This is a genomic window from Pseudomonas grimontii (assembly GCF_007858185.1).
Classification (GTDB): Bacteria; Pseudomonadota; Gammaproteobacteria; order Pseudomonadales; family Pseudomonadaceae; genus Aquipseudomonas; species Aquipseudomonas grimontii.
Genome location: NZ_VFES01000016.1, coordinates 28,136 through 49,735, shown reverse-complemented (window position 1 = coordinate 49,735; position 21,600 = coordinate 28,136). Strand labels below are relative to the sequence as shown.

At 61.8% G+C, this 21,600-nt stretch carries 21 protein-coding genes; 12 read left to right on the top strand and 9 right to left on the bottom strand.

The genetic code is table 11. The annotated features are described in order from the left end of the window. The first annotated feature begins 2 nt into the window (after positions 1–2). The 10 genes from rlmH to FIV39_RS23020 all read left to right on the top strand — a co-directional run bounded on the left by rlmH (position 3) and on the right by FIV39_RS23020 (position 9,991). On the top strand, positions 3–470 hold the full coding sequence (gene rlmH, locus FIV39_RS23065) for a 23S rRNA (pseudouridine(1915)-N(3))-methyltransferase RlmH (RefSeq protein ID WP_003176297.1): 468 nt from the start codon (positions 3–5) through the stop codon (positions 468–470). Positions 471–485: 15 nt separating this feature from the next. Next, positions 486–2,384, top strand: a complete 1,899-nt coding sequence (mrdA, locus tag FIV39_RS23060) for a penicillin-binding protein 2 (RefSeq protein WP_090401911.1) — start codon at positions 486–488, stop codon at positions 2,382–2,384. Positions 2,385–2,415: 31 nt separating this feature from the next. Beyond that, complete coding sequence (gene rodA, locus FIV39_RS23055) at positions 2,416–3,519, top strand: rod shape-determining protein RodA (protein WP_050442794.1); 1,104 nt, start codon at positions 2,416–2,418, stop codon at positions 3,517–3,519. Positions 3,520–3,536: 17 nt separating this feature from the next. Continuing rightward, positions 3,537–4,547 carry a lytic murein transglycosylase B gene (gene mltB / locus FIV39_RS23050; protein WP_090401912.1) on the top strand — a complete coding sequence of 337 codons (1,011 nt, stop codon included), beginning with the start codon at positions 3,537–3,539 and terminating at the stop codon, positions 4,545–4,547. Beyond that, positions 4,547–5,545, top strand: a complete 999-nt coding sequence (locus FIV39_RS23045) for a septal ring lytic transglycosylase RlpA family protein (RefSeq protein WP_090401913.1) — start codon at positions 4,547–4,549, stop codon at positions 5,543–5,545. Before mltB ends, FIV39_RS23045 begins: the two co-directional genes overlap by 1 nt. Before the next feature lie 176 nt (positions 5,546–5,721). Beyond that, positions 5,722–6,879: a D-alanyl-D-alanine carboxypeptidase family protein gene (locus FIV39_RS23040; RefSeq protein WP_053138096.1), complete on the top strand. Its 1,158-nt coding sequence runs from the start codon at positions 5,722–5,724 to the stop codon at positions 6,877–6,879. Between the two features lie 84 nt (positions 6,880–6,963). Next, complete coding sequence (locus tag FIV39_RS23035) at positions 6,964–7,239, top strand: DUF493 domain-containing protein (RefSeq protein ID WP_090401914.1); 276 nt, start codon at positions 6,964–6,966, stop codon at positions 7,237–7,239. Further along, on the top strand, positions 7,239–7,886 hold the full coding sequence (gene lipB, locus FIV39_RS23030; RefSeq protein ID WP_090401915.1) for a lipoyl(octanoyl) transferase LipB: 648 nt from the start codon (positions 7,239–7,241) through the stop codon (positions 7,884–7,886). The genes FIV39_RS23035 and lipB overlap by 1 nt, the downstream gene beginning before the upstream one ends. A 2-nt stretch (positions 7,887–7,888) precedes the next feature. Beyond that, positions 7,889–8,908, top strand: a complete 1,020-nt coding sequence (lipA, locus tag FIV39_RS23025) for a lipoyl synthase (RefSeq protein ID WP_090401916.1) — start codon at positions 7,889–7,891, stop codon at positions 8,906–8,908. Positions 8,909–9,070: 162 nt separating this feature from the next. Beyond that, entirely contained in the window at positions 9,071–9,991 is a 921-nt protein-coding gene (locus FIV39_RS23020) for a S66 peptidase family protein (protein ID WP_090401917.1), read from the top strand. A 115-nt stretch (positions 9,992–10,106) separates the two neighbouring features. On the opposite strand, the gene FIV39_RS23015 is transcribed toward FIV39_RS23020, so the two are convergent. The 5 genes from FIV39_RS23015 to leuS all read right to left on the bottom strand — a co-directional run bounded on the left by FIV39_RS23015 (position 10,107) and on the right by leuS (position 16,163). Next, positions 10,107–11,432, bottom strand: coding sequence for a lytic murein transglycosylase (locus tag FIV39_RS23015; RefSeq protein WP_090401918.1), 1,326 nt, complete (start codon positions 11,430–11,432; stop codon positions 10,107–10,109). A gap of 61 nt (positions 11,433–11,493) precedes the next feature. Continuing rightward, positions 11,494–11,658 carry an alternative ribosome rescue factor ArfA gene (gene arfA, locus FIV39_RS23010; protein WP_003176285.1) on the bottom strand — a complete coding sequence of 55 codons (165 nt, stop codon included), beginning with the start codon at positions 11,656–11,658 and terminating at the stop codon, positions 11,494–11,496. A 127-nt stretch (positions 11,659–11,785) separates the two neighbouring features. Next, positions 11,786–12,823: a DNA polymerase III subunit delta gene (holA, locus tag FIV39_RS23005; protein ID WP_090401920.1), complete on the bottom strand. Its 1,038-nt coding sequence runs from the start codon at positions 12,821–12,823 to the stop codon at positions 11,786–11,788. 39 nt (positions 12,824–12,862) lie between these two features. After that, positions 12,863–13,468, bottom strand: a complete 606-nt coding sequence (locus tag FIV39_RS23000; protein ID WP_090401922.1) for an LPS-assembly lipoprotein LptE — start codon at positions 13,466–13,468, stop codon at positions 12,863–12,865. Between the two features lie 88 nt (positions 13,469–13,556). Continuing rightward, entirely contained in the window at positions 13,557–16,163 is a 2,607-nt protein-coding gene (gene leuS / locus FIV39_RS22995) for a leucine--tRNA ligase (protein WP_090401924.1), read from the bottom strand. A gap of 261 nt (positions 16,164–16,424) precedes the next feature. Here leuS and FIV39_RS22990 point away from each other — a divergent pair, with 261 nt between their 5' ends. Then, positions 16,425–16,742: a hypothetical protein gene (locus tag FIV39_RS22990; protein ID WP_090401926.1), complete on the top strand. Its 318-nt coding sequence runs from the start codon at positions 16,425–16,427 to the stop codon at positions 16,740–16,742. Between the two features lie 97 nt (positions 16,743–16,839). Further along, complete coding sequence (locus tag FIV39_RS22985) at positions 16,840–17,601, top strand: YdcF family protein (protein ID WP_090401928.1); 762 nt, start codon at positions 16,840–16,842, stop codon at positions 17,599–17,601. Between the two features lie 74 nt (positions 17,602–17,675). On the opposite strand, the gene lnt is transcribed toward FIV39_RS22985, so the two are convergent. From lnt to FIV39_RS22965, 4 genes are read right to left on the bottom strand one after another with little or no spacing between them, the layout of a single operon-like run. Then, complete coding sequence (gene lnt, locus FIV39_RS22980; protein WP_090401930.1) at positions 17,676–19,199, bottom strand: apolipoprotein N-acyltransferase; 1,524 nt, start codon at positions 19,197–19,199, stop codon at positions 17,676–17,678. Between the two features lie 8 nt (positions 19,200–19,207). Continuing rightward, entirely contained in the window at positions 19,208–20,047 is an 840-nt protein-coding gene (locus FIV39_RS22975; protein WP_005791724.1) for an HlyC/CorC family transporter, read from the bottom strand. A 42-nt stretch (positions 20,048–20,089) separates the two neighbouring features. Beyond that, positions 20,090–20,548, bottom strand: a complete 459-nt coding sequence (gene ybeY, locus FIV39_RS22970) for an rRNA maturation RNase YbeY (protein WP_053138075.1) — start codon at positions 20,546–20,548, stop codon at positions 20,090–20,092. After that, on the bottom strand, positions 20,541–21,545 hold the full coding sequence (locus tag FIV39_RS22965) for a PhoH family protein (protein WP_053138073.1): 1,005 nt from the start codon (positions 21,543–21,545) through the stop codon (positions 20,541–20,543). Before FIV39_RS22965 ends, ybeY begins: the two co-directional genes overlap by 8 nt. Between the last annotated feature and the right edge of the window lie 55 nt (positions 21,546–21,600).

The following is a 21,600-nucleotide window of genomic DNA, read 5'->3' as shown; positions in this document are numbered from 1 at the left end:
CTGTGCGCCTGCGTCTGATTGCTGTCGGTTCACGCATGCCCAAGTGGGTGGAAGAAGGTTGGCACGAGTATGCCAAGCGTCTGCCCGCCGAGCTGTCGCTGGAACTGGTGGAAATACCGCTCAACACCCGGGGCAAGAATGCCGACGTGGCGCGCTTTATCCGTCAGGAAGGCGAAGCCATGTTGGCCAAGGTCGGCCCCAACGAGCGCATCGTCACCCTCGAAGTGCATGGCAAACCCTGGAGCACCGAACAGTTGGCGGTGGAACTGGATCGCTGGCGCCTGGACTCGCGCACCGTCAACTTCATGGTCGGCGGCCCCGAAGGGCTGGCGCCTGAAGTCTGCGCGCGGGCGGACCAGCGCTGGTCGCTGTCGGCGCTGACGCTGCCGCACCCGTTGGTTAGGATCCTGATCGGTGAACAGCTGTATCGCGCCTGGACAGTTCTGTCCGGGCACCCTTACCACAAATAATCTGCGCCCCTCCCGATGACCCAGCCGATCCGCATCAAGGACCACGAGAAAGACGCACGTCTTGTACGCGCGCGGGTGGTGTTTGGCGCGATCATGGTGGTGGCGTTGATCGGCGTGCTGATTGCGCGCCTGTATTTCCTGCAGGTGATCCAGTACGACTACCATTCCACGCTGTCGGAAAACAACCGCGTGCATGTGCAGCCGATTCCGCCGACCCGTGGGCTGATCTTCGACCGCAATGGCGTGGTGGTGGCGGATAACCGGCCCAGCTTCAGCCTGAGCATGACCCGCGAGCGTTCCGGCGACTGGCAACAGGTCCTCGATGTGATCGTCGAGGTGCTGCAGTTGACCCCGGAAGACCGGGTGATCTTCGAGAAACGCATGAAGCAGGGGCGTCGGCCATTCGAGCCGGTGCCGATCCTGTTCGAGCTGACCGAAGAGCAGATCGCGCGGATCGCGGTGAACCAGTTCCGCCTGCCGGGTGTGGAAGTGGTGGCGCAGTTGGTGCGCCATTACCCGCAAGGGCCGCACTTCGCCCACTCCGTCGGCTATATGGGACGGATCAACGAGAAAGAGCTGAAAAGCCTCGATCCCGTCAATTACAGCGGCACCCACCATATCGGCAAGACCGGCATCGAGCGTTTCTACGAACCCGAGTTGCATGGCCAGGTGGGTTACGAAGAGGTCGAGACCAATGCTCGCGGCCGCGTGCTGCGGGTGCTCAAGCGTACCGACCCGGTGCCGGGCAAGGACATTGTCCTGAGCCTGGACATCAAGCTGCAGGAAGCCGCCGAGATGGCCCTGGGTGGTCGGCGTGGCGCGGTGGTGGCGCTGGACCCGAAGACCGGCGAAGTCCTGGCGATGGTCAGCCAGCCGAGTTTCGACCCCAACCTGTTCGTGACCGGGATCAGCTTCAAGGCCTACGCCGAGTTGCGTGACTCCATCGACCGGCCGCTGTTCAACCGTGTGTTGCGCGGCTTGTACCCGCCTGGCTCGACCATCAAGCCGGCGGTGGCGATTGCCGGCCTGGACGCGGGCGTGGTCACGGCGTCCAGCCGGGTATTCGACCCGGGCTACTACATGCTGCCCAACTACGATCACAAATACCGCAACTGGAACCGTACCGGTGACGGTTATGTCGACCTGGATACCGCGATCATGCGTTCCAACGACACCTATTTTTATGACCTGGCCCACAAGCTGGGGATCGACCGCTTGTCCGCCTACATGGGCAAGTTCGGCCTCGGTCAGAAAGTCTCCCTGGATATGTTCGAAGAATCCCCTGGCTTGATGCCATCGCGGGAGTGGAAGCGTGCGACCCGCCGTCAGGCGTGGTTCCCAGGCGAAACCCTGATCCTCGGCATCGGCCAGGGCTATATGCAGGCCACGCCTTTGCAACTGGCCCAGGCCACGGCGCTGGTGGCCAACAAAGGCATCTGGAACCGCCCGCACCTGGCCCGGACGATCGAAGGCGAAAAGCCTTTGGATGAAAACCCGATCCCCGACATCGTGCTGCGCGACCCGTCCGACTGGACCAAGGTCAACCACGGCATGCAGCAGGTGATGCACGGCGCACGCGGTACCGCGCGCAAGGCGGCGATCGGTGCGCAATACCGTATCGCCGGCAAAAGTGGTACCGCCCAGGTGGTCGCGATCAAGCAAGGCGAGAAATACGACCGCTCCAAGGTCCAGGAACGTCACCGTGACCACGCCTTGTTTGTCGGCTTTGCCCCGGCCGACGACCCGAAAATCGTGGTGGCGGTGATGGTCGAGAACGGCGAGTCCGGCTCCGGTGTGGCAGCGCCGGTAGTGCGCCAGGTGATGGACGCCTGGTTGCTGGCCGACGACGGCAGGCTCAAGCCCGAATATGGCGGCCCCCCTTCAACCCCCGAGGTTACGGCCAGTGAAGAGTAATTTTGACCGCATCCTCTCCAGCGAGGATGTGATGCGTCGCCGTGCGACGTTGCTGCAGCGCATGCACATTGACGGCCCGTTGCTGATCCTGCTGCTGACCCTGGCGGCCGGCAGCCTGTTCGTGCTGTATTCGGCCAGCGGCAAGAACTGGGACTTGCTGATCAAGCAGGCTTCTTCGTTTGGCCTGGGCCTGTTATCCATGGTCGTGATCGCCCAACTGGAGCCGCGTTTCATGGCGCGCTGGGTGCCGCTCGGTTATGTGGCCGGGGTGTTGCTGCTAGTGGTGGTGGACGTCATGGGCCACAACGCCATGGGCGCGACCCGCTGGATCAACATTCCGGGGGTGATTCGCTTCCAACCGTCGGAATTCATGAAGATCCTGATGCCGGCGACTATCGCCTGGTACTTGTCCAAGCGTACCTTGCCGCCGCAGCTCAAGCACGTGGGCATCAGTCTGATCCTGATCGGGGTGCCGTTCATTCTGATCGTGCGCCAGCCTGACCTCGGCACGTCGCTGCTGATCCTGGCCGGCGGTGCGTTCGTGCTGTTCATGGGCGGGTTGCGCTGGCGCTGGATCCTCAGCGTACTGGCGGCGGCGGTACCGGTGGCCGTGGCGATGTGGTTCTTCTTTATGCACGACTACCAGAAGCAGCGGATCCTGACCTTCCTCGACCCGGAAAGCGACCCGCTCGGCACCGGCTGGAACATTATCCAGTCGAAGGCGGCCATCGGTTCCGGCGGTGTATTTGGCAAGGGCTGGCTGCTGGGCACCCAGTCGCACTTGGACTTTTTGCCCGAGAGCCACACTGACTTCATTATTGCGGTGATGGGCGAAGAGTTCGGCCTGGTGGGCATCTGCGCACTGTTGCTGATCTATCTTCTGCTGATCGGGCGTGGCCTGGTCATTACTGCACAGGCGCAGACGCTGTTCGGCAAATTGCTCGCCGGCAGCCTGACCATGACTTTTTTTGTTTACGTTTTCGTCAACATCGGTATGGTCAGTGGCCTGCTTCCGGTGGTTGGGGTGCCGTTGCCGTTCATTAGCTACGGCGGAACTTCGCTGGTGACATTGCTGTCAGCGTTTGGGGTTTTGATGTCGATTCATACGCATCGCAAGTGGATCGCACAGGTTTGAATAAGGTGAAGATGTCAATGCAAGTAATGCGCGGCTGGGCGACTCGGCATGCGTCCTGGATGGGCCTGATTGGGCTGCTGGGGGCAACGCACGAGGCGCAGGCCGGTGACTACGATGGCTCACCCCAGGTCGCCGAATTCGTCGGTGAAATGACCCGCGACTACGGTTTTGCCGGTGAACAGCTGATGGGCGTGTTCCGCGAAGCCCAGAAAAAGCAGGCGATCCTCGACGCCATCTCTCGCCCCGCCGAGCGCGTGAAGCAGTGGAAGGAATATCGCCCGATGTTCCTCACCGACGCCCGCGTAGCCCGAGGTGTGGACTTCTGGCGCCAGCACGAGGCCGTGCTGGCCCGCGCCGAGCAGGAGTACGGCGTGCCGGCCCAGGTGATTGTCGCGATTATCGGCATTGAAACCTTCTACGGGCGCAATACCGGCAGCTACCGGGTGATCGACGCGTTGTCGACCCTGGGCTTCGATTACCCGCCGCGCGCCGACTTCTTCCGCAAGGAACTGCGAGAGTTCCTGCTGTTGGCCCGCGAAGAGCAGGTCGATCCGCTGACCCTCAAGGGTTCCTACGCCGGTGCGATGGGCTTGCCGCAGTTCATGCCGAGCAGCTTTCGCGCCTACGCAGTGGATTTCGACGGCGACGGCCACATCAATATCTGGAGCAACCCGGACGATGCCATCGGCAGCGTGGCCAGCTACTTCAAGCGCCATGGCTGGGTCGGTGGCGAGCCGGTAGTGATCCGCGCGGATGTCACGGGGGAGCGTGCCGATGAAGGCCTGACCCAGGGCATCGAGCCGGTCAAGACTGTCGGGGAGTTGCGGGCGCTGGGCTGGTCGAGTCAGAATGCGCCACGCGACGATATGCCGGTGACGGCGTTCCGCCTCGAAGGCGAAAATGGCCCTGAATACTGGATGGGCCTGAAGAATTTCTACGCAATCACGCGTTATAACCGCAGTGTGATGTACGCCATGGCCGTGCATCAGCTGTCAGACATGCTGGTCCAAGCACGGGGCAACAAGTAATGCGGGCATCGCCGTTCAATCAACCGCTCAAGCTGGTGGCGTTCGCCGCGTTGTCCCTGCTGGTCGTCAGTTGTTCCACCAGCCGTGGCCCGGTACAGAAATCCGGCGGCACCGTTGTGCGTTCCCAGCCAGGACTGGACATCAACCGCGCGCACAAAGACGGCGCGCCGTGGTGGGATGTCGACGTGTCGAAGATCCCTGATGCCACGCCGACCCTGCACACCGGCCCGTACAAGGCCAACCCTTATACGGTGCTGGGCAAGTCCTACTTCCCGTTGCAGGACTCCAAGAACTACGTGCAATCGGGCACGGCGTCCTGGTATGGCACCAAGTTCCATGGTCAGAACACCGCCAACGGCGAGGTCTACGACCTGTACGGCATGAGTGCTGCCCACAAGACCCTGCCGCTGCCCAGCTATGTTCGCGTGACCAACCTGGATAACAACCGCACGGTGATCCTGCGGGTCAACGACCGTGGGCCGTTCTATTCGGATCGCATCATCGACTTGTCCTACGCCGCCGCGAAAAAACTCGGCTATGCCGAAACCGGTACCGCACGGGTCAAGGTCGAAGGCATCGATCCGGCGCAGTACTGGGCCCAGCGTGGCAAGCCCGCGCCGTTGATGCTCAACGAGCCGCAGAGTGCGCAGCCGCAGGTGACGGCATCCACCGGCAAGATCGAACAATGGACACCGCCACCGCAGCAGCACGCCCCGGATACGGTGGTCGTGCCTCATGCGGCACCAGGCGCTTCCGTCGCGGGCGGGCAATACCTGCAAGTGGGCGCTTTCGCCAACCCGGATGCGGCAGAACTGTTAAGGTCCAAGCTCAGCAGCATGGTCAGCGCGCCGGTGTTCATCAGCTCCATCGTGCGTAACCAGCAAACCCTGCACCGTGTGCGTATGGGCCCGATCGGCTCGCCGAGCGAGGTTGCGCAAGTGCAGAACAGTGTGCGTCTGGCTAACCTGGGGCAACCCAGCGTGGTCACTGCCGAATAATAAATTGATGGTTGAGGCTCGCATGCGGGCCTGAACCCTGGTTGTTGGCTCGTTGAACAATAAAACCCAGGGGCAAGGGGTGAGCGGGCAACCGAACACGCGACAGTCTGGTAGCGGGCTGTCTGAATAAGTTTTGCCCGCGAGGGCAAGTTTCCATAAGCAATTTCGAGAGACGGATGAACATCACCACCTTAGCCAAACGCACGTGCCTGCTTATCTCGCTGATCATCACCCCGGCCGCCTGGGCGGTGGAAATGGTACCGGCTTCACCGCAACTGGCCGCCAAGTCCTGGGTCCTCATGGACGCCGCCAGTGGCAACGTGCTGGTCGAGAGCAATGGTGACCAGCGCCTGCCACCGGCCAGTCTGACCAAGCTGATGACCGCCTACATCGCGACCCTGGAAATCCGTCGCGGCCAGATCGGCGAAAACGACCCGGTGACCGTCAGCGAAAACGCCTGGCGTACCGGCGGTTCGCGGATGTTCATCAAGGTGGGCTCGCAAGTCACCGTGAGCGACCTGCTGCACGGCATCATCATCCAGTCCGGTAACGACGCCAGCGTCGCCCTGGCCGAGCACATCGCCGGCAGCGAAGACGCATTCGCCGACATGATGAACAAAACCGTGGCCGACCTGGGCATGACCAACAGCCACTTCATGAACCCGACGGGTTTGCCAAACCCTGAGCACTATTCGTCGGCTCACGACATGGCGATCCTGGCGCGCGCGATCATTCGTGTCGACCCGGTGCACTACGCGATCTACTCCCAGAAGGAATTCTTCTGGAACAACATCAAGCAGCCTAACCGCAACCTGTTGCTGTGGCGCGACAAGACCGTCGATGGCCTGAAAACCGGCCACACCGACGAAGCCGGCTACTGCATGGTGTCGTCCGCGGTACGTGATGGCCAGCGCCTGATCGCCGTCGTCTTCGGCACCAACAGCGAGCAGGCCCGTGCGGCCGAAACGCAAAAACTGCTGACCTACGGTTTCCGCTTCTTCGAAACCCAGACCTTCTACCAGAAGGGTGCTGAACTGGCGACCGCGCCGGTATGGAAAGGCGCGACCTCGCAAGTCAAGGCCGGCCTGGCTGAAGACCTGACCCTGACCATGCCTAAAGGCCAGCTGAAAAAGCTCGCTGCCAGCATGACCATGAACCCGCAATTGGTTGCGCCAATCGCCAAGGGCGACGTGATCGGTAAAGTCGAAGTCAAGCTGGACGACAAGGTGGTGCACAGCGCCGACCTGATCGCGCTGGACGCCGTCGACGAAGGTGGTATCTTCCGCCGCGTGTGGGATAGCATCCGTCTATTCTTCTACGGCTTGTTCAACTGATTGTGTGCACCTGCAAAGCCCCGCGTTGATCCGACGCGGGGCTTTGCCGTCGCCACGGCTTACCGCTTACGAGGCCGTTCTGCCATGACCGATAAAGAAGTAAAGGCGCCAAAGATCGAATTCCCCGTGACGGATTACCCCGTCAAGGTGATCAGCGACACCGGTGTGGGCAACAAAGACAAGATCATTGATATCGTGCGTAAACACGCGACGGTCAATGACAACCGTGTGGACGAGCGTTCCAGTACCAACGGTAAATACACCACGATCCAGTTGCACATTGTTGCGACGGGTCAAGACCAGCTCTACGACATCAACAGCGAACTGCGGGCCACCGGCTTCGTGCACATGGTGTTGTGATGTCACAGGTCCTGGGCTTTCGCGAGCTCGGCCGGATGGACTACGAGCCTGTCTGGCATGCTATGCAACGCTTCACCAACGAACGCGGCAGCTCGGCCCCGGATGAAATCTGGCTGGTGGAACACCCGCCGGTATTCACCCAGGGGCAGGCCGGCAAGGCCGAGCATCTGCTGCTACCGGGGGATATTCCGGTGGTGCAGGTCGACCGAGGTGGTCAAGTGACTTACCATGGCCCCGGTCAACTGGTGGCGTACCTGCTGCTGGACGTGCGCAAGCTGGGTTTTGGCGTGCGCGACCTGGTGAGCCGCATGGAGGCTTGCCTGATCGAGCTGTTGGCCAGTTACGGCGTGAGCGCCGCGGCCAAGCCCGATGCACCCGGTGTGTATGTGGACGGCGCGAAAATCGCGTCCCTCGGTTTACGGATTCGCCACGGTTGTTCATTTCATGGCCTTGCCTTGAATGTGGACATGGACCTGGCACCGTTTCGGCGGATCAACCCGTGCGGCTATGCCGGGCTGGCGATGACCCAACTGAGCGACCACGCCACACCGATTAAATTTGCCGAGGTAAGTGCCCGGCTGCGTGTGCAGCTCGTCAAACACCTCGACTATGCTGAGCAGACGACCCTCACGGGCGGAATCGACTGATTATGACTACTGATGCAGTGCAAACCATGATCCCGACGCTGGACATCACCGAGCGTCCGGCCCCGCGTGCCAAGGTGGAAGCCGGCGTCAAGCTGCGCGGCGCCGAGAAGGTTGCACGCATCCCGGTCAAGATCATCCCGACCACCGAGTTGCCGAAAAAGCCCGACTGGATTCGCGTGCGCATCCCGGTTTCGCCGGAAGTCGACCGTATCAAGGCCTTGCTGCGCAAACACAAGCTGCACAGCGTGTGCGAAGAAGCGTCCTGCCCGAACCTGGGTGAATGCTTCTCCGGCGGCACCGCCACCTTCATGATCATGGGCGACATCTGCACCCGTCGTTGCCCGTTCTGCGACGTCGGCCATGGCCGGCCGAAGCCACTGGACGTCAATGAGCCGGAAAGCCTGGCCATCGCCATCGCCGACCTGAAACTCAAATACGTTGTCATCACCTCGGTAGACCGCGACGACCTGCGTGACGGCGGTGCCCAGCACTTTGCCGACTGCATCCGCGAAATCCGCAAACTGTCGCCGAACGTGATGCTCGAGACCCTGGTGCCGGACTACCGTGGCCGTATGGACGTCGCGCTGGAAATCACCGCTGCCGAGCCGCCGGATGTGTTCAACCACAACCTGGAAACCGTGCCACGCCTGTACAAGGCCGCGCGTCCAGGTTCGGACTACCAGTGGTCGCTGACCCTGCTGCAGAAATTCAAGCAGATGATGCCGCACATCCCGACCAAATCCGGCTTGATGCTGGGCCTGGGCGAGACCGACGAAGAAGTCATCGAAGTCATGAAGCGCATGCGCGAACACGACATCGACATGCTGACCCTGGGCCAGTACCTGCAACCGTCGCGCAGCCACTTGCCAGTACAGCGTTTTGTGCACCCGGACACCTTCGCCTGGTTCGCCGAGGAAGGTTACAAGATGGGCTTCAAGAACGTCGCCTCCGGCCCGTTGGTACGCTCTTCGTATCACGCCGACGAGCAGGCCAAGCTGGTCAAGGCTAGCCTGGTTTCCTGATCGGGGTTTGCGCAACGCCGCAGATCCAGTTTGGGGGGCTTATGTGGGAGGGGGCTTGCCCCCGATAGCGGCGGACCAGTCAGCTTATCTGCTGCTGACCCACCGCATCGGGGGCAAGCCCCCTCCCACATTTCGTTCTGCGTTAGTTAGGGAGAGTTGTGTATGACGGCAGCCGTTCCAGCCCTTCGTTCTGAAGGCACCATTGCCCTGATCGCTCCCGCCGGCCCCGCCGTACTGGACGTTGAAAAGGCTGGCCAATGGATGCGCACGCGCGGCTACGATCTGCGAATTTCCCCTGGCGTCTATGAGCGCGACGGCTACCTTGCCGGCAGCGATGCAGTGCGCCTGCGTGACCTGCACGCCGCCTTCGCGGATCCGGAAATTGACGCTATCTTCTGTCTGCGCGGTGGTTACGGCACACCACGGCTGCTCGACGCGCTGGACTTCGACCTGCTGCGGGCCAATCCCAAGCCCTTCGTGGGTTACAGCGACATCACCGCCCTGCATCTGGCGATCAACCGCTACGCCGGCTTCGTGACCTTCCACGGCCCGATGCTCAATGCCGACCTGCTCGGCGACAAGCAACCACCTACCGAGTCGTCATTGTTCGGCCTTCTGCGCGGCCAACTGGGCGCCGGCAGCGTGCTGACGCACCCGGTTGCCTACCCGCTGACCACGATCGAGCCTGGCATTGCCTGTGGGCGCTTGATGGGAGGTAACCTGTCGATGATTGCGGCGGTCATGGGCACGCCTTACGAAATCGACGCTGAAGGCATCATCCTGTTTATCGAAGACGTCAACGAGCCGATCTACCGCATTGACCGCCTGCTGACCCACCTGCGTCTGGCGGGCAAGTTGGCCCAGGTTGCCGGTGTGCTGGTAGGAGATGTGGCGGGTGTGGATAACGTTGCGCTGGAGCGCCTGCTGAAGCAGACGTTCGAGCCGCTGTGCGTACCGGTGCTGGCCGGTTGGCGCAGCGGGCACTGCGATCCGAACCTGACGCTGCCGATGGGCGCGTTGGTGCGGCTGGATGCGGGGGAGCAGCGGCTGGTGTTGGAGCAGGATGTGGTATTCAAAGCCTGAGTCTGATTTTGCCGGCTAAATCGAAATCGGGAGCAAGCCCCCTCCCACAGGGGCCGCGTACGGTCAAATGTGGGAGGGGGCTTGCCCCCGATTTCGATAGTCGCCATGCGCGGATCTATCGGTTTTGCAGCGACTCCAGCAACTTCACCGTCGGATACCCATCTGCCGGCCAGCCCAGTGCCTGCTGCGCCGCCCGAATCGCCTTGCGCGTGTTGGCGCCGATAATTCCATCCGGGTTGCCCGCGTCATAACCGTTGGCGCTCAACGCCGTCTGCAGGTCAATGCGCTGGGAACGGCTCAGCGGCAGTTCATCCTTTGGCCAGTCGCCACGAATCACACCACCGCCGCCAAAGCGCTCCGACAGCAGGCCCACCGCCAGTGCATAGGACGACGAGTTGTTGTACTTGAGGATCGCGCGGAAGTTATCCAGCACCAGGAACGCCGGGCCACGGTAGCCTGCCGGCAGTAGCAGGGCGGCTGAAAGTTGGTCGACGTTCGGCGGCATGCTCGCGCCCGGTGGCAACTGAATGCCCAGTTTCAGCCAGTCGGCAATACTCTTGCGCACGCCGCCGTCGGCCAGGGCGTAATCGAAGTTCGCCGGCAATTGCTGCACTTCAAGGCCCCACGGTTGGCCTTTCTGCCAGCCGGAGCTTTGCAGGTAGTGCGCAGTGGACGCAAGGGCGTCGGCGGGGCTGTTCCAGATATCGCGGCGACCGTCGCCATCGAAGTCCACCGCGTGGGTGTTGTAAGTGGTCGGAATGAACTGGGTCTGGCCCATGGCCCCGGCCCAGGAGCCCTTCATCTGGTCGGCGGCGATGTCGCCGTGCTGGATGATCTGCAACGCCGCCAGCAATTGCGCCTGGGCAAAGGCCGGGCGTCGGCCTTCATAGGCCAGGGTCGCCAGGGAACGGATCACCGAGTTGTTGCCCTGGAACTGGCCGAAGTTACTCTCCATGCCCCACACCGAGACCAGCGCCTGGCGGTCGACGCCATAACGCTGCTCGATGTTTTGCAGGATGTCGGCGTACTTGACCAGCAGCGCCTGGCCATTGCGTACGCGCACGGGCGACAGGGCGCCGTCGAGGTATTCCCACACAGGGCGGGAAAACTCCGGCTGGCTGCGGTCGGCGCGGATCACCGCCATGTCGGGGGTGACATTGGCGAATGCAGTGTCGAAAACAGCGGCAGTGATGCCCGCCTGCAGGGCTTGCGCGCGAAAGCCAGCCTGCCATTCAGCAAAGGTCTGGGTCGGTTGGATGTCGAGATTGTCCACGGCCAGAGGGGCCACGACGGCAGGTGCTGCCACCGGTGCGGTCTGGAGCTTCGGCAGAGGTTGGGCGTCGGCGGCGGTGGGTTTTTCCGCGCAGGCGACAAGCAGAATGAGGCTGGAGGCAGCGATCAATTGGCGAAGGTGCCAACGACGGGAAAGACAAGAGGGCATGCACAGGTCCAGGAATTACAAATCAGGCACAGACCTTATCATGCCAGAGGGGCGCTTGCCTTCAGGCAGCCAGAAAGTAAGAAGCCTCCCAGCTATTAGACTGGAAGGCTTCGCGGCGGTAGCTGCCTTTGCCCTTGCCGGCGCGTTCCTGACGGCTGCGGAACAGTGGCTGGGCGATGATGGATTTGGCCTTGTTGGGGCCATGCTTGGATGGCTTTTTGCTCATGGTCGATGCTCTTGATAGGGGGGATGCGGCGCAAATAATCTGCCGAAGTTAGGCCGCTGTAAAGCCCATGAATTGTAAACGTAATCAAAAATGTGGGAGGGGCTTTGCAGCGTTTTTAAGGGAGGAGTTATTCGGCAGGTAATGTAAGGCGCTGTCCGGACATCAACAGCGACAAACGGCTGAGGCTCATCCACGGCGAGCCCGCCGCCTGGCCCTTGATCTGTGCATCAATGCGCTGTGCCTCCAGCAACAGCTGTGCCCAGCGTTGCGCCGAGTGCCGTTGCAGGGCTTTGCTCATCAGGGGTTTGCGCTTGTCCCACACCGGTGGCCGAGCCTGGCTGAAGCATTTGTCCAGCGGCGTGCCTTGGCTGTATTGCAGGGCAATATTGGCCAATACTCGTAGCTCACGAGCCAGGGCCCAGAGAATCACCGGCGGCTCCACACCTTCGCCGCGCAGGCCTTCGAGCATGCGCAGGGCATGGGCGGGCTCACCGTTGAGGATCGCATCCACCAGCCCGAACACGTCAAAACGTGCACTGTCTGCTACTGCGCCTTGGACGGTCTCGACGGTGATCTGCCCGTCTTCGGCCATCAGCTTGAGCTTTTCGATCTCCTGGGCGGCGGCAAGCAAGTTGCCTTCGACCCGCGCTGCGATCAGCTCCACTGCATCCTGTGTCGCGGACAGCCCCGCCTGGGACAGGCGCTGGCGAATCCATTGCGGCAACTGATTGCTGTCCACTGGCCAGATCTGGATGAACTGGGTCTGCGCCCCATCCACCAGGGCCTTGCCCCACTTGGTCTTCTGCGCGCTGCCGTCGAGCTTGGGCAAGCTGATCAGCAACACCGTGTCTTCGGCGGGCCGCGAGCAGTATTCCATCAGTGCAGCCGCGCCCTTATCGCCGGGCTTGCCCGACGGCAGGCGCAGCTCCAGCAGGCGTTTTTCGGCGAACAGCGACATGCTTGCACCGGCTTGCAGCAACGTGCCCCAGTCGAAACTGGCGTCGGCGCTGAACACCTGGCGCTCATCGAAGCCTTGCTGGCGCGCGGCGGCGCGAATGGCGTCGGCGGCTTCCTGGCACAGCAGCGGGTCATCGCCGCTGACAATGTAGACAGGCGCGAGGCCACCTTGCAGGTGTTTGGCGAGTTGGGCGGGGGCGAGTTTCATAGGCAGGGCGAACGGGGCGCCTGGGGCGCCCCGTCTGGCTTACTCGACAGGTACTTCAACAGGCGATTGTTTCGGCGTGTTGTCTTCGTACTCTTTCGCGGCTTTCAGCGCGTCGGCATCGGCCTTGGCCTTGTCGTCAGCGCGTTGCTGCAAGGTTTCCAGCTGTTGTGGGGTGAGCAGCGACAGGCGCAGGACCATGCGTTGCACCAGCTCGCGACGCATCTCCTTGCGCACCTGGATGATTTCGGAGTCCGAACCCACCAGGTTGTTACCATCGTGGCTGACAATCTTCTGCACCTGAATGTCGTCATTCATCAATGGCAGGTGATCGCGGCCCTGGATTTCAAAGCTGAGCACCGTGCTCAGTTCGACATCGGACGCGCGCCCGGCGCTGGCGTAGCTCAGGTTACGCTGGGTTTCTTTCTCGTTAGCCAGGAACAGCTTGTAGGTCGCACCGGTGTAGACGTGCACGCCGCTGTTTTCCAGGACCTGGCGCAGCTGGGTTACTGTCTCGCTGTAGGCGTCGCGAGCGCTGAGGTCCAGTTCCTTGATCGTCAGGTCATTGGTGCCGGTGCCGCGCAGCTGGAAGCCGCAAGCGCTCAGCAGTACGGCAAGGCCCATAACCAGCAGATTGCGTTTGATCATTTTGTTGCTCCCCTTGAAACCATGTGGGCCTTATCGAGGCCCTGAAGGCTTTGTTCGGCGCAGGGCTCAAGCCCTGCGCCCGATCCGATTAGCTAGCGACGATATTGACCAGTTTTCCAGGCACCACGATCACTTTGCGGATCGTCAGGCCTTCGGTAAAGCGCAGCACGTTCTCGTTGACGCGTGCGGCCGCTTCGACTTCTTCACGGCTGGCACTGGCCGGCATGTCGATCTGGCCGCGCAGTTTACCGTTGACCTGGATCACCAGTTGCAACGTGTCCTGTACCAGGGCGCTGTCATCCTGCACCGGCCAGCGCGCATCAATGACCGCGTCGCTGTGGCCCAGGCGGCTCCACAGGTCATGGCTGATGTGCGGGGTGATCGGAGCCAGCAGCAGGGTGACCGTTTCCAGGCCTTCGTGCACCAGCGCGCGATCCTGTTCGGTCGCCTGCGGGGCTTTTTCCAGCACGTTCATCAGCGTCATCACCTGGGCGATGGCGGTGTTGAACTTGTGGTTCTGGCCCACGTCCTGGCTGGCTTGCTTGATGGCCAGGTGGGTGCTGCGGCGAATGAGTTTCTGCTCGTCGCTCAACGACGCCACGTCCAGCTTGGCCGGCAGGCCCTGGCTGACATGGGCGTGCGCCAGGCGCCAGACGCGCTTGAGGAAGCGGTGCGAACCTTCGACGCCGGAGTCGGACCATTCGGCGCTCATGTCAGGCGGCGAGGCGAACATCATGAACAGGCGGCAGGTATCGGCGCCGAACTGATCGATCATCGACTGAGGGTCGACGCCGTTGTTCTTCGACTTGGCCATCTTCTCGGTGCCGCCGATTTCCACCGGCAGGCCGTCGGCGATCAGCTTGGCGCTGATGACCTTGGCTTTGCTGTCGCGCTCAAGCTCGACGTCCGCCGGGTTGAACCAGGTGTAGGCGCCATTGGCTTCGCGACGATAGTAGGTCTCGGCGATCACCATGCCCTGGGTCAGCAGGTTCTTGAACGGCTCGTTGGAGCTCACCAGGCCTTCGTCGCGCATCAGCTTGTGGAAGAAGCGCGCGTACAGCAGGTGAAGAATGGCGTGTTCGATACCGCCGATGTACTGATCCACCGGCAACCAGTGGTCGGCCGCGGACTTTTCCACCAGGCCGCCTTCATAGTGCGGCGACGCGTAGCGAGCGTAGTACCACGAGGACTCGACGAAGGTGTCCATGGTGTCGGTTTCGCGCTTGGCAGGCTGGCCGCATTTCGGGCAGCTGCACTCATAGAACTCAGGCATGCGTGCCAATGGCGAACCGGCGCCGTCCGGCACCACGTCTTCCGGCAGGACGACCGGCAGTTGATCTTCCGGCACCGGAACGTCACCGCAGGTTTCGCAGTGGATGATCGGGATCGGGCAGCCCCAGTAGCGCTGGCGGCTGATGCCCCAGTCGCGCAGGCGGAACTGGGTGCGCGAGGCACCGAGGTTCTTCTTGATCAGTGCGACTTCGATGGCGTCGAAGGCGCCGGCGAAGTCCAGGCCGTCGAACTCGCCGGAGTTGATCAGCGTGCCGTGCTCGCCGTAGGCGTCTTGCCACGGGGCCGGGTTGGTGTCGCCCGAACTGGTGCGCACCACCGACTTGATCGGCAGGTTGTACTTGGTGGCGAATTCGAAATCGCGCTCGTCGTGGGCTGGCACAGCCATTACTGCGCCATCACCGTAGTGCATCAACACGTAGTTGGCGACCCATACCGGCAACTTCTCGCCGGTCAGCGGGTGCTCGACGAACAGGCCGGTCGGCAGGCCTTTTTTCTCCTGGGTGGCGACGTCGGCTTCGGCCACGCTGCCGCCTTTGCATTCGGCGATGAACGCTGCAAGCTCAGGGTTGTTCTGTGCGGCCTGGGTGGCCAGCGGGTGCTCGGCGGCCACGGCGACGTAGGTCGCGCCCATCAGGGTGTCCGGACGGGTGGTGAAGACTTTGAGTGCGCCCGCTTCGCCGATGGAGTCGACGTTGTAGGGGAACTGCACTTCCATGCCCTTGGATTTGCCGATCCAGTTGCGCTGCATGGTCTTGACCTGTTCAGGCCAGCCCGGCAAATCATCGAGGCTCGACAAGAGTTCATCCGCGTAGGCGGTGATCTTGAAGTAGTACATCGGGATTTTGCGCTTTTCGATCAGCGCGCCGGAGCGCCAGCCGCGACCGTCGATCACCTGTTCGTTGGCCAGTACGGTCTGGTCGACCGGGTCCCAGTTCACGGTGCCGCTTTTTTTGTAGATCACACCTTTTTCGAACAGGCGCGTGAACAGCCATTGTTCCCAGCGGTAGTAATCCGGCTTGCAGGTGGTGACTTCGCGGGACCAGTCCACCGCCAGGCCCAGGCTGCGCAGCTGGGTCTTCATGTAGGCGATGTTTTCGTAGGTCCACTTGGCGGGGGCCACGTTGTTTTTCATCGCGGCGTTTTCCGCCGGCATACCGAAGGCGTCCCAACCCATCGGTTGCAGGACGTTCTTGCCTTGCATGCGCTGGTAGCGGGAAATCACGTCGCCGATGGTGTAGTTGCGCACATGCCCCATGTGTAGCTTGCCGCTGGGGTAAGGGAACATCGACAGGCAATAGAAAGTCTCCTTGCCTGGCTGTTCACTGACTTCAAAGGACTTTTGCTCGTCCCAGAAGGTTTGGGCGGCATTTTCTATTTCACGGGGCTGATATTGTTCGTGCATGGCTACTTTTGAACTGAATAGGGGTGGCCTAATCCTCTTCGGTGCAACGTTCAGGTGGTTCGACACCAAAAAGCGGCGCGTCCGTGCCCAAACCCTGCGGGAAGTGGAGTTACAGGAAGCGCCGTAGCATACATGACCCCACTCTATCGAGGGAAACCCTGATTGCGCGGCAAGGGCCGTCTGTCGCGGCGCCGGGCAGGCGCAGCCACGGGGACTACGCTGTTTATTGGGGAGCAAGTCTTTCTTCAATGAGGTGAGGGGATGGTTGAATCGCAGCGAATCGCATCGAAACCGGACGTCTACGAAGGACTGATCGACCGATTGGGTCGTGCATTGGATGCAGCGAGGACCGCGGGCCGATTGCGTGATGAGCGGCCTGTAGAGTTGGAACTGCGCGGTTTGAGCCGTGCGGAGCTGGAACTGATCAAAGCTTACCTGGAACGTAATAAGCGCAGTGCGCCCCCTTGGGTGGCAACCCCGCCAGCCAAAGAGCCTACGCACTCAGCCAAGGTGGTGTGGCTCAAGGACTTGTCAGCCGGTCGTGGCCCGGAAAGACTCCGGTCCGCCCGCTTCAAGTAGTTCATTCCCCTGAGCCACACCGTCGCGCCATGTCACTGTAAAGATTGTCGCTAAACCCCGTTACACCTTAGGCTTCGGGCATCTTTGGAGATGCCCGATGCCTATTCGTTATTTCATCAAACAACTGCTCCTGCCGCCCGGCATTCTTTTGCTGCTGCTGGCCCTTGCCTGGTGGTTTCGTCGCAGTCGCCCACGGTTGGCCGGTTGCTGCTTTGCCCTGGGGTTTGGTGGCATGTGGTTTATCAGCCTGCCGGTGACGGTGGAGTGGGGCGCGCGGACCCTGGAGACCGAGCCGCCGTTGGCGCATGAAGACTGGTCGACCCTGGCCCAGCGCGCCGACGCCATTGTGGTGCTGGGCTCGGGCCGCGAGCGCGGCGACCCGGCATGGGGTGCTGATCAGCCGACCGGCATCGGCCTGGAGCGCCAGCGGTATGCCGCGCGACTGGCCAAGGCCTCCGGGCTGCCGGTGTTGACGACCGGTGGCCTGCATTACGGCACGCCGCCCAGCGAGGCGCAATTGATGGCGGTGTCGATGCAGGATGACTTCGGCGTTGCTGTGCGCTGGAAGGAAGAGCGCAGCCGCACCACCTGGGAAAACGCGCAGATGAGTGCCGAGATTCTATTGCCCGAGGGCATCAAGCGTGTGGTGGTCGTGACCCAGGCCTGGCACATGCCGCGTTCGGTGTGGAGTTTTGAAAAGGCCGGCTTCACCGTGGTGCCGGCGCCGGTGGGGTTCCTGGGCGTGGACAACGCCCGGCCGCTGGGCGGCTGGATGCCGGAGTTCAAGTCGGTGTGGCAAAGCGGGCAATTGATCAACGAGGCGGTGGGGCTGGTGGGGTATCGGTTGTTTTATCGCTGACACTGCTGATTAACATGCAGATCAAAATGTGGGAGGGGGCTTGCCCCTCCCACATTGGGTTCGGTTTGATTCTGTTAGACGGTTTTGGCCATCCGGCCTGCCAGCAGCGCCCAACCAAACAACCCCAGGCACACGATGATCAGCGGCCACGAGCGCCATTGCAGGTACGGCGTCAAGTTGTGCATCGGCACCACTTCGCCGTAGAGAATGCCGCGTTCGAACTGCGGTATTTGCACGGTGATCTGCCCAAACGGGTTGATCAACCCGGTTACGCCATTATTGGTGGCGCGGATCATCCAGCGGCCAGCCTCCAACGCACGCATCTGCGCCATTTGCAGGTGCTGTAACGGGCCGATGGAGCGGCCGAACCAGGTGTCATTGCTGATGGTCAGCAGCAGGTCGCTCTGGGCGGAAAGGCCGGCTGCGAACTCCGGGTACACCACTTCGTAGCAAATGAACGGCGCGATCTGATAGCCCTTGGCTTGCAGCATCGGCTGGTCGGCAGGGCCACGGGCGAAGTCCGACATGGGCAGGTCGAAGAAGGCGATCAGGCCGCGCAACATATCCTGCAGCGGCACGTACTCGCCAAACGGCACCAGCTTCTGCTTGAGGTACGTACCGTCACCTTCACCCACCACCGTGATGCCGTTGAAGTAGCGCTTCTGGTGATGCACTTCCTGGCGAATCGGCACGCCGGTAATCAGCGCGGTGTGACGGTCTGCCGCAAACTTGCCCATCATCCCCAGGTAGCCTTCGACGGACTCCTTGAGCACCGGCACGGCCGTTTCCGGCCACACCAACAGGTCGACCGGTTTGGAGCTGAAGCTCATATCGCGGTACAGCGCGAGCTGCGCATTCAGCTGCTCGGGGTCCCACTTCATGCTTTGTTCGACGTTGCCCTGGATCGCGGCCACGCTCAGCGGCGCGCCGGAGGGGCTGGTCCAGGCATGATGCTTGAGTGCCAGGCCGATGGCCCAGGGCGCTACCAGCAACACCAGGCCGGCGCCGATAAACGCATTGCGCTTGCCGGCCAACAGGCGCGGCAGGTTGCACAACAGGGCCGCCGTCAGTGCCAGGGCAAAGGAGATCAGCCACATCCCGCCCACTGGCGCCAGGCCGGTGAGTGGGCCGTCGAGCTGGCTGTAACCGGAGTACAACCACGGGAAACCGGTGAGGAACCAGCCGCGAAAGGCTTCCTGGCCAACCCACAATGCGGCAAACGTGAGCGCATCCGCCAACGGCGCTTCATTGCGACGCAGCCAGCGCGCCCATAACCACGCGGGCAGGGCGAAAAACCAGGCAATGGCGGCGGTAAACAACAGCATCAAAAAGCCAGCCAGCAGCACCGAGGCGCCGCCGAAGTGGTGGATGCTGTAGTAGATCCAGCTGGTGCCCGCGCCAAACAGGCCGAAGCCGAAGCACCAGCCACGGCCCAAGGCCTGCCGCGGCGTCAGTTCCCGCAGCCCGATATAGAACAACCCGACCGCGACCAGTGCAAATGGCCACAGGTCGAACGGCGCCAGCGCCAGGGTGGTGATGGCGCCGGCCACCACGGCCAGCAAATTACCGGGCCAGCCGGGGCGGGTCAGACGGCGCATATCAATCCTTAGCGGGCAATAGGTGTCAGGCGAATCAAGTGGATGCGGCGGCTGTCGGCATTCAGGATGCGGAAGCGATACGCGCCGATCTCGGTGGTTTCGTTACGCTTGGGCAGATGCCCGAACGCACTCATCACCAGGCCGCCGACGGTGTCGAACTCGTCGTCGGAGAATTCGCTGTCGAAGAACTCGTTGAAGTTCTCGATCGGCGTCAGCGCCTTGACCAGGAAGTCTCCGCTGGGCAGAGGCTTGATGTAGCTGTCTTCTTCGACGTCGTGCTCATCTTCGATGTCGCCGACGATCTGTTCCAGCACGTCTTCGATGGTCACCAGGCCTGCTACACCGCCGTATTCGTCGATCACAATGGCCATGTGATTGTGGTTGGCGCGAAATTCGCGCAACAGCACATTCAGGCGCTTGGATTCGGGCACGAAGGTGGCCGGACGCAGCAGGTCCTTGATGTTGAAGCTGTCACCGTTCTCCTTGAGGATCAGCGGCAGCAGGTCCTTGGCCAGCAGGACACCCATGACGTCGTCATGGCTTTCGCCGATCACCGGGTAACGCGAGTGCGCCGAGTCGATCACGGCCGGGAGGAATTCCCGTGGAGTCTGGGTCGCCTTGATGCTGATCATCTGCGAACGCGGGACCATGATGTCCCGTACTTGCAGGTCAGCCACCTGGATGGCGCCTTCGACGATGGCCAGCGCTTCGCTGTCCAGCAACTTGTTCTGGTGGGCCTCGCGCAGCAGCTCCAGCAGCTCCTGGCGGTTTTTCGGCTCGTGGGCAAAAGCCTGGGTCAGTTTACCCAGCCATGACTTTTGCCCGTTGCTCGATCGGTCTTCGCTCATAGCGATTACTCTAAATCCTTTGATGTGACAGTTGAGTGTTGATCAGTTTTCGTCGTCTGCATATGGATCTGGGTGACCCAATTCTGCAAGCAACGTTCGTTCCAGTGCTTCCATTTCCTCGGCTTCTTCATCGTCTATATGGTCGTAACCCAAGAGATGCAAGCAGCCGTGGATGACTAGATGGGCCCAGTGAGCCTCAAGTTCCTTGCCTTGTTCCTTCGCTTCACGCTCGACCACCTCGACGCAGATCACCAGGTCGCCCAGCAAGGGGATGTCCAGCAGCTCATCGGGTACGTCAGCGGGAAACGACAGCACGTTGGTCGCGTAATCCTTCTGGCGCCAGGTGTGATTCAGCTCGCGGCCCTCGGGCTCGTCCACCAGGCGAATGGTCAGCTCCGAGTCGGCGGTGCGCTGGCGCAGGGCCAGGGCGCACCATTGACGGAACTGTTCTTCGCTGGGGGCGGGCGCTTCGGTGGCCAGCTGCAGGTCAAGCTCAAGCATCGCGGCGAACGTCCTTGGCCGGTGCGTCATCGCGGTGGTCGAAGCGCTCGTAGGCTTCGACTATGCGCTGCACCAGCGGGTGGCGGACCACGTCCTTGGGCATGAAGTGCGTGAAGCTGATACCCGGCACATCCTTGAGCACCTCGATCACCTGGGCCAGGCCGGACTTGGTGCCTTTGGGCAGGTCGACCTGGGTGACGTCACCGGTGATCACGGCGGTGGAGCCGAAACCGATACGGGTGAGGAACATCTTCATCTGCTCGACGGTGGTGTTCTGGCTTTCGTCGAGGATGATGAAGCTGTTGTTCAAGGTGCGGCCGCGCATGTAGGCCAGCGGGGCGATCTCGATCACCTGGCGCTCGATCAGCTTGGCCACGTATTCAAAGCCGAGCATCTCGTAAAGCGCGTCGTAGAGCGGCCGCAGGTACGGGTCGATCTTCTGGGCCAGGTCGCCGGGTAGGAAGCCGAGTTTTTCACCGGCCTCGACCGCTGGGCGCACCAGCAGGATACGGCGTACTTGCTCGCGCTCGAGGGCGTCGACCGCACAGGCCACGGCCAGGTAGGTCTTGCCGGTACCGGCGGGGCCGATGCCGAAGTTGATGTCGTTACCGAGGATTTCCTTGACGTAGCGCTGCTGATTCAAGCCGCGAGGGCGAATCATGCCTTTTTTGGTGCGCAGGGCCACGCTGGCTTCGGCCACCGGGTTGTTGGCCAGGTCTTCCACGGCAGATTCCTGCAGGTACAGGTGCACCGTTTCCGGCGACAGCTCACTACCCTTGGTTTCACGGTAGAGACGGCGCAGCAGGTTTTCTGCAGACGTGGTGTGTTGGGGTTCGCCAATGAGCTCGAACTGATTGCCGCGATTGCGGATCTCGATGCTCAGGCGCTGTTCGATCAGGCGCAGGTGCTCGTCGAACTGTCCGCACAGGTTGGCGAAACGGCGAGCCTCAAAGGGCTCGAGGAGAAAACGATGGGGTTCTGCTATGGGTGCGTTCAAGGTTGCTTTTAGCCGCCCTTTGGCTGTTTAAGTGAAAGAGAGGATAACGCCAGTG

Bases quoted from the DNA above. Each gene is read 5' to 3' on its own strand.
- FIV39_RS22975 (WP_005791724.1), bottom strand. From the start codon at position 20,047: ATGAGCGAAGACCGATCGAGCAACGGGCAAAAGTCATGGCTGGGTAAA.
- arfA (WP_003176285.1), bottom strand. From the start codon at position 11,658: ATGAGCAAAAAGCCATCCAAGCATGGCCCCAACAAGGCCAAATCCATC.
- rodA (WP_050442794.1), top strand. From the start codon at position 2,416: ATGCGTCGCCGTGCGACGTTGCTGCAGCGCATGCACATTGACGGCCCG.
- ybeY (WP_053138075.1), bottom strand. From the start codon at position 20,548: ATGCTTGAGCTTGACCTGCAGCTGGCCACCGAAGCGCCCGCCCCCAGC.
- FIV39_RS23015 (WP_090401918.1), bottom strand. From the start codon at position 11,432: ATGCCCTCTTGTCTTTCCCGTCGTTGGCACCTTCGCCAATTGATCGCT.
- FIV39_RS22985 (WP_090401928.1), top strand. From the start codon at position 16,840: ATGCCTATTCGTTATTTCATCAAACAACTGCTCCTGCCGCCCGGCATT.
- FIV39_RS23020 (WP_090401917.1), top strand. From the start codon at position 9,071: ATGACGGCAGCCGTTCCAGCCCTTCGTTCTGAAGGCACCATTGCCCTG.
- mrdA (WP_090401911.1), top strand. From the start codon at position 486: ATGACCCAGCCGATCCGCATCAAGGACCACGAGAAAGACGCACGTCTT.
- lipB (WP_090401915.1), top strand. From the start codon at position 7,239: ATGTCACAGGTCCTGGGCTTTCGCGAGCTCGGCCGGATGGACTACGAG.
- FIV39_RS23035 (WP_090401914.1), top strand. From the start codon at position 6,964: ATGACCGATAAAGAAGTAAAGGCGCCAAAGATCGAATTCCCCGTGACG.
- lnt (WP_090401930.1), bottom strand. From the start codon at position 19,199: ATGCGCCGTCTGACCCGCCCCGGCTGGCCCGGTAATTTGCTGGCCGTG.
- leuS (WP_090401924.1), bottom strand. From the start codon at position 16,163: ATGCACGAACAATATCAGCCCCGTGAAATAGAAAATGCCGCCCAAACC.
- FIV39_RS23045 (WP_090401913.1), top strand. From the start codon at position 4,547: ATGCGGGCATCGCCGTTCAATCAACCGCTCAAGCTGGTGGCGTTCGCC.
- holA (WP_090401920.1), bottom strand. From the start codon at position 12,823: ATGAAACTCGCCCCCGCCCAACTCGCCAAACACCTGCAAGGTGGCCTC.
- FIV39_RS23000 (WP_090401922.1), bottom strand. From the start codon at position 13,468: ATGATCAAACGCAATCTGCTGGTTATGGGCCTTGCCGTACTGCTGAGC.
- FIV39_RS23040 (WP_053138096.1), top strand. From the start codon at position 5,722: ATGAACATCACCACCTTAGCCAAACGCACGTGCCTGCTTATCTCGCTG.
- mltB (WP_090401912.1), top strand. From the start codon at position 3,537: ATGCAAGTAATGCGCGGCTGGGCGACTCGGCATGCGTCCTGGATGGGC.
- FIV39_RS22990 (WP_090401926.1), top strand. From the start codon at position 16,425: ATGGTTGAATCGCAGCGAATCGCATCGAAACCGGACGTCTACGAAGGA.
- lipA (WP_090401916.1), top strand. From the start codon at position 7,889: ATGACTACTGATGCAGTGCAAACCATGATCCCGACGCTGGACATCACC.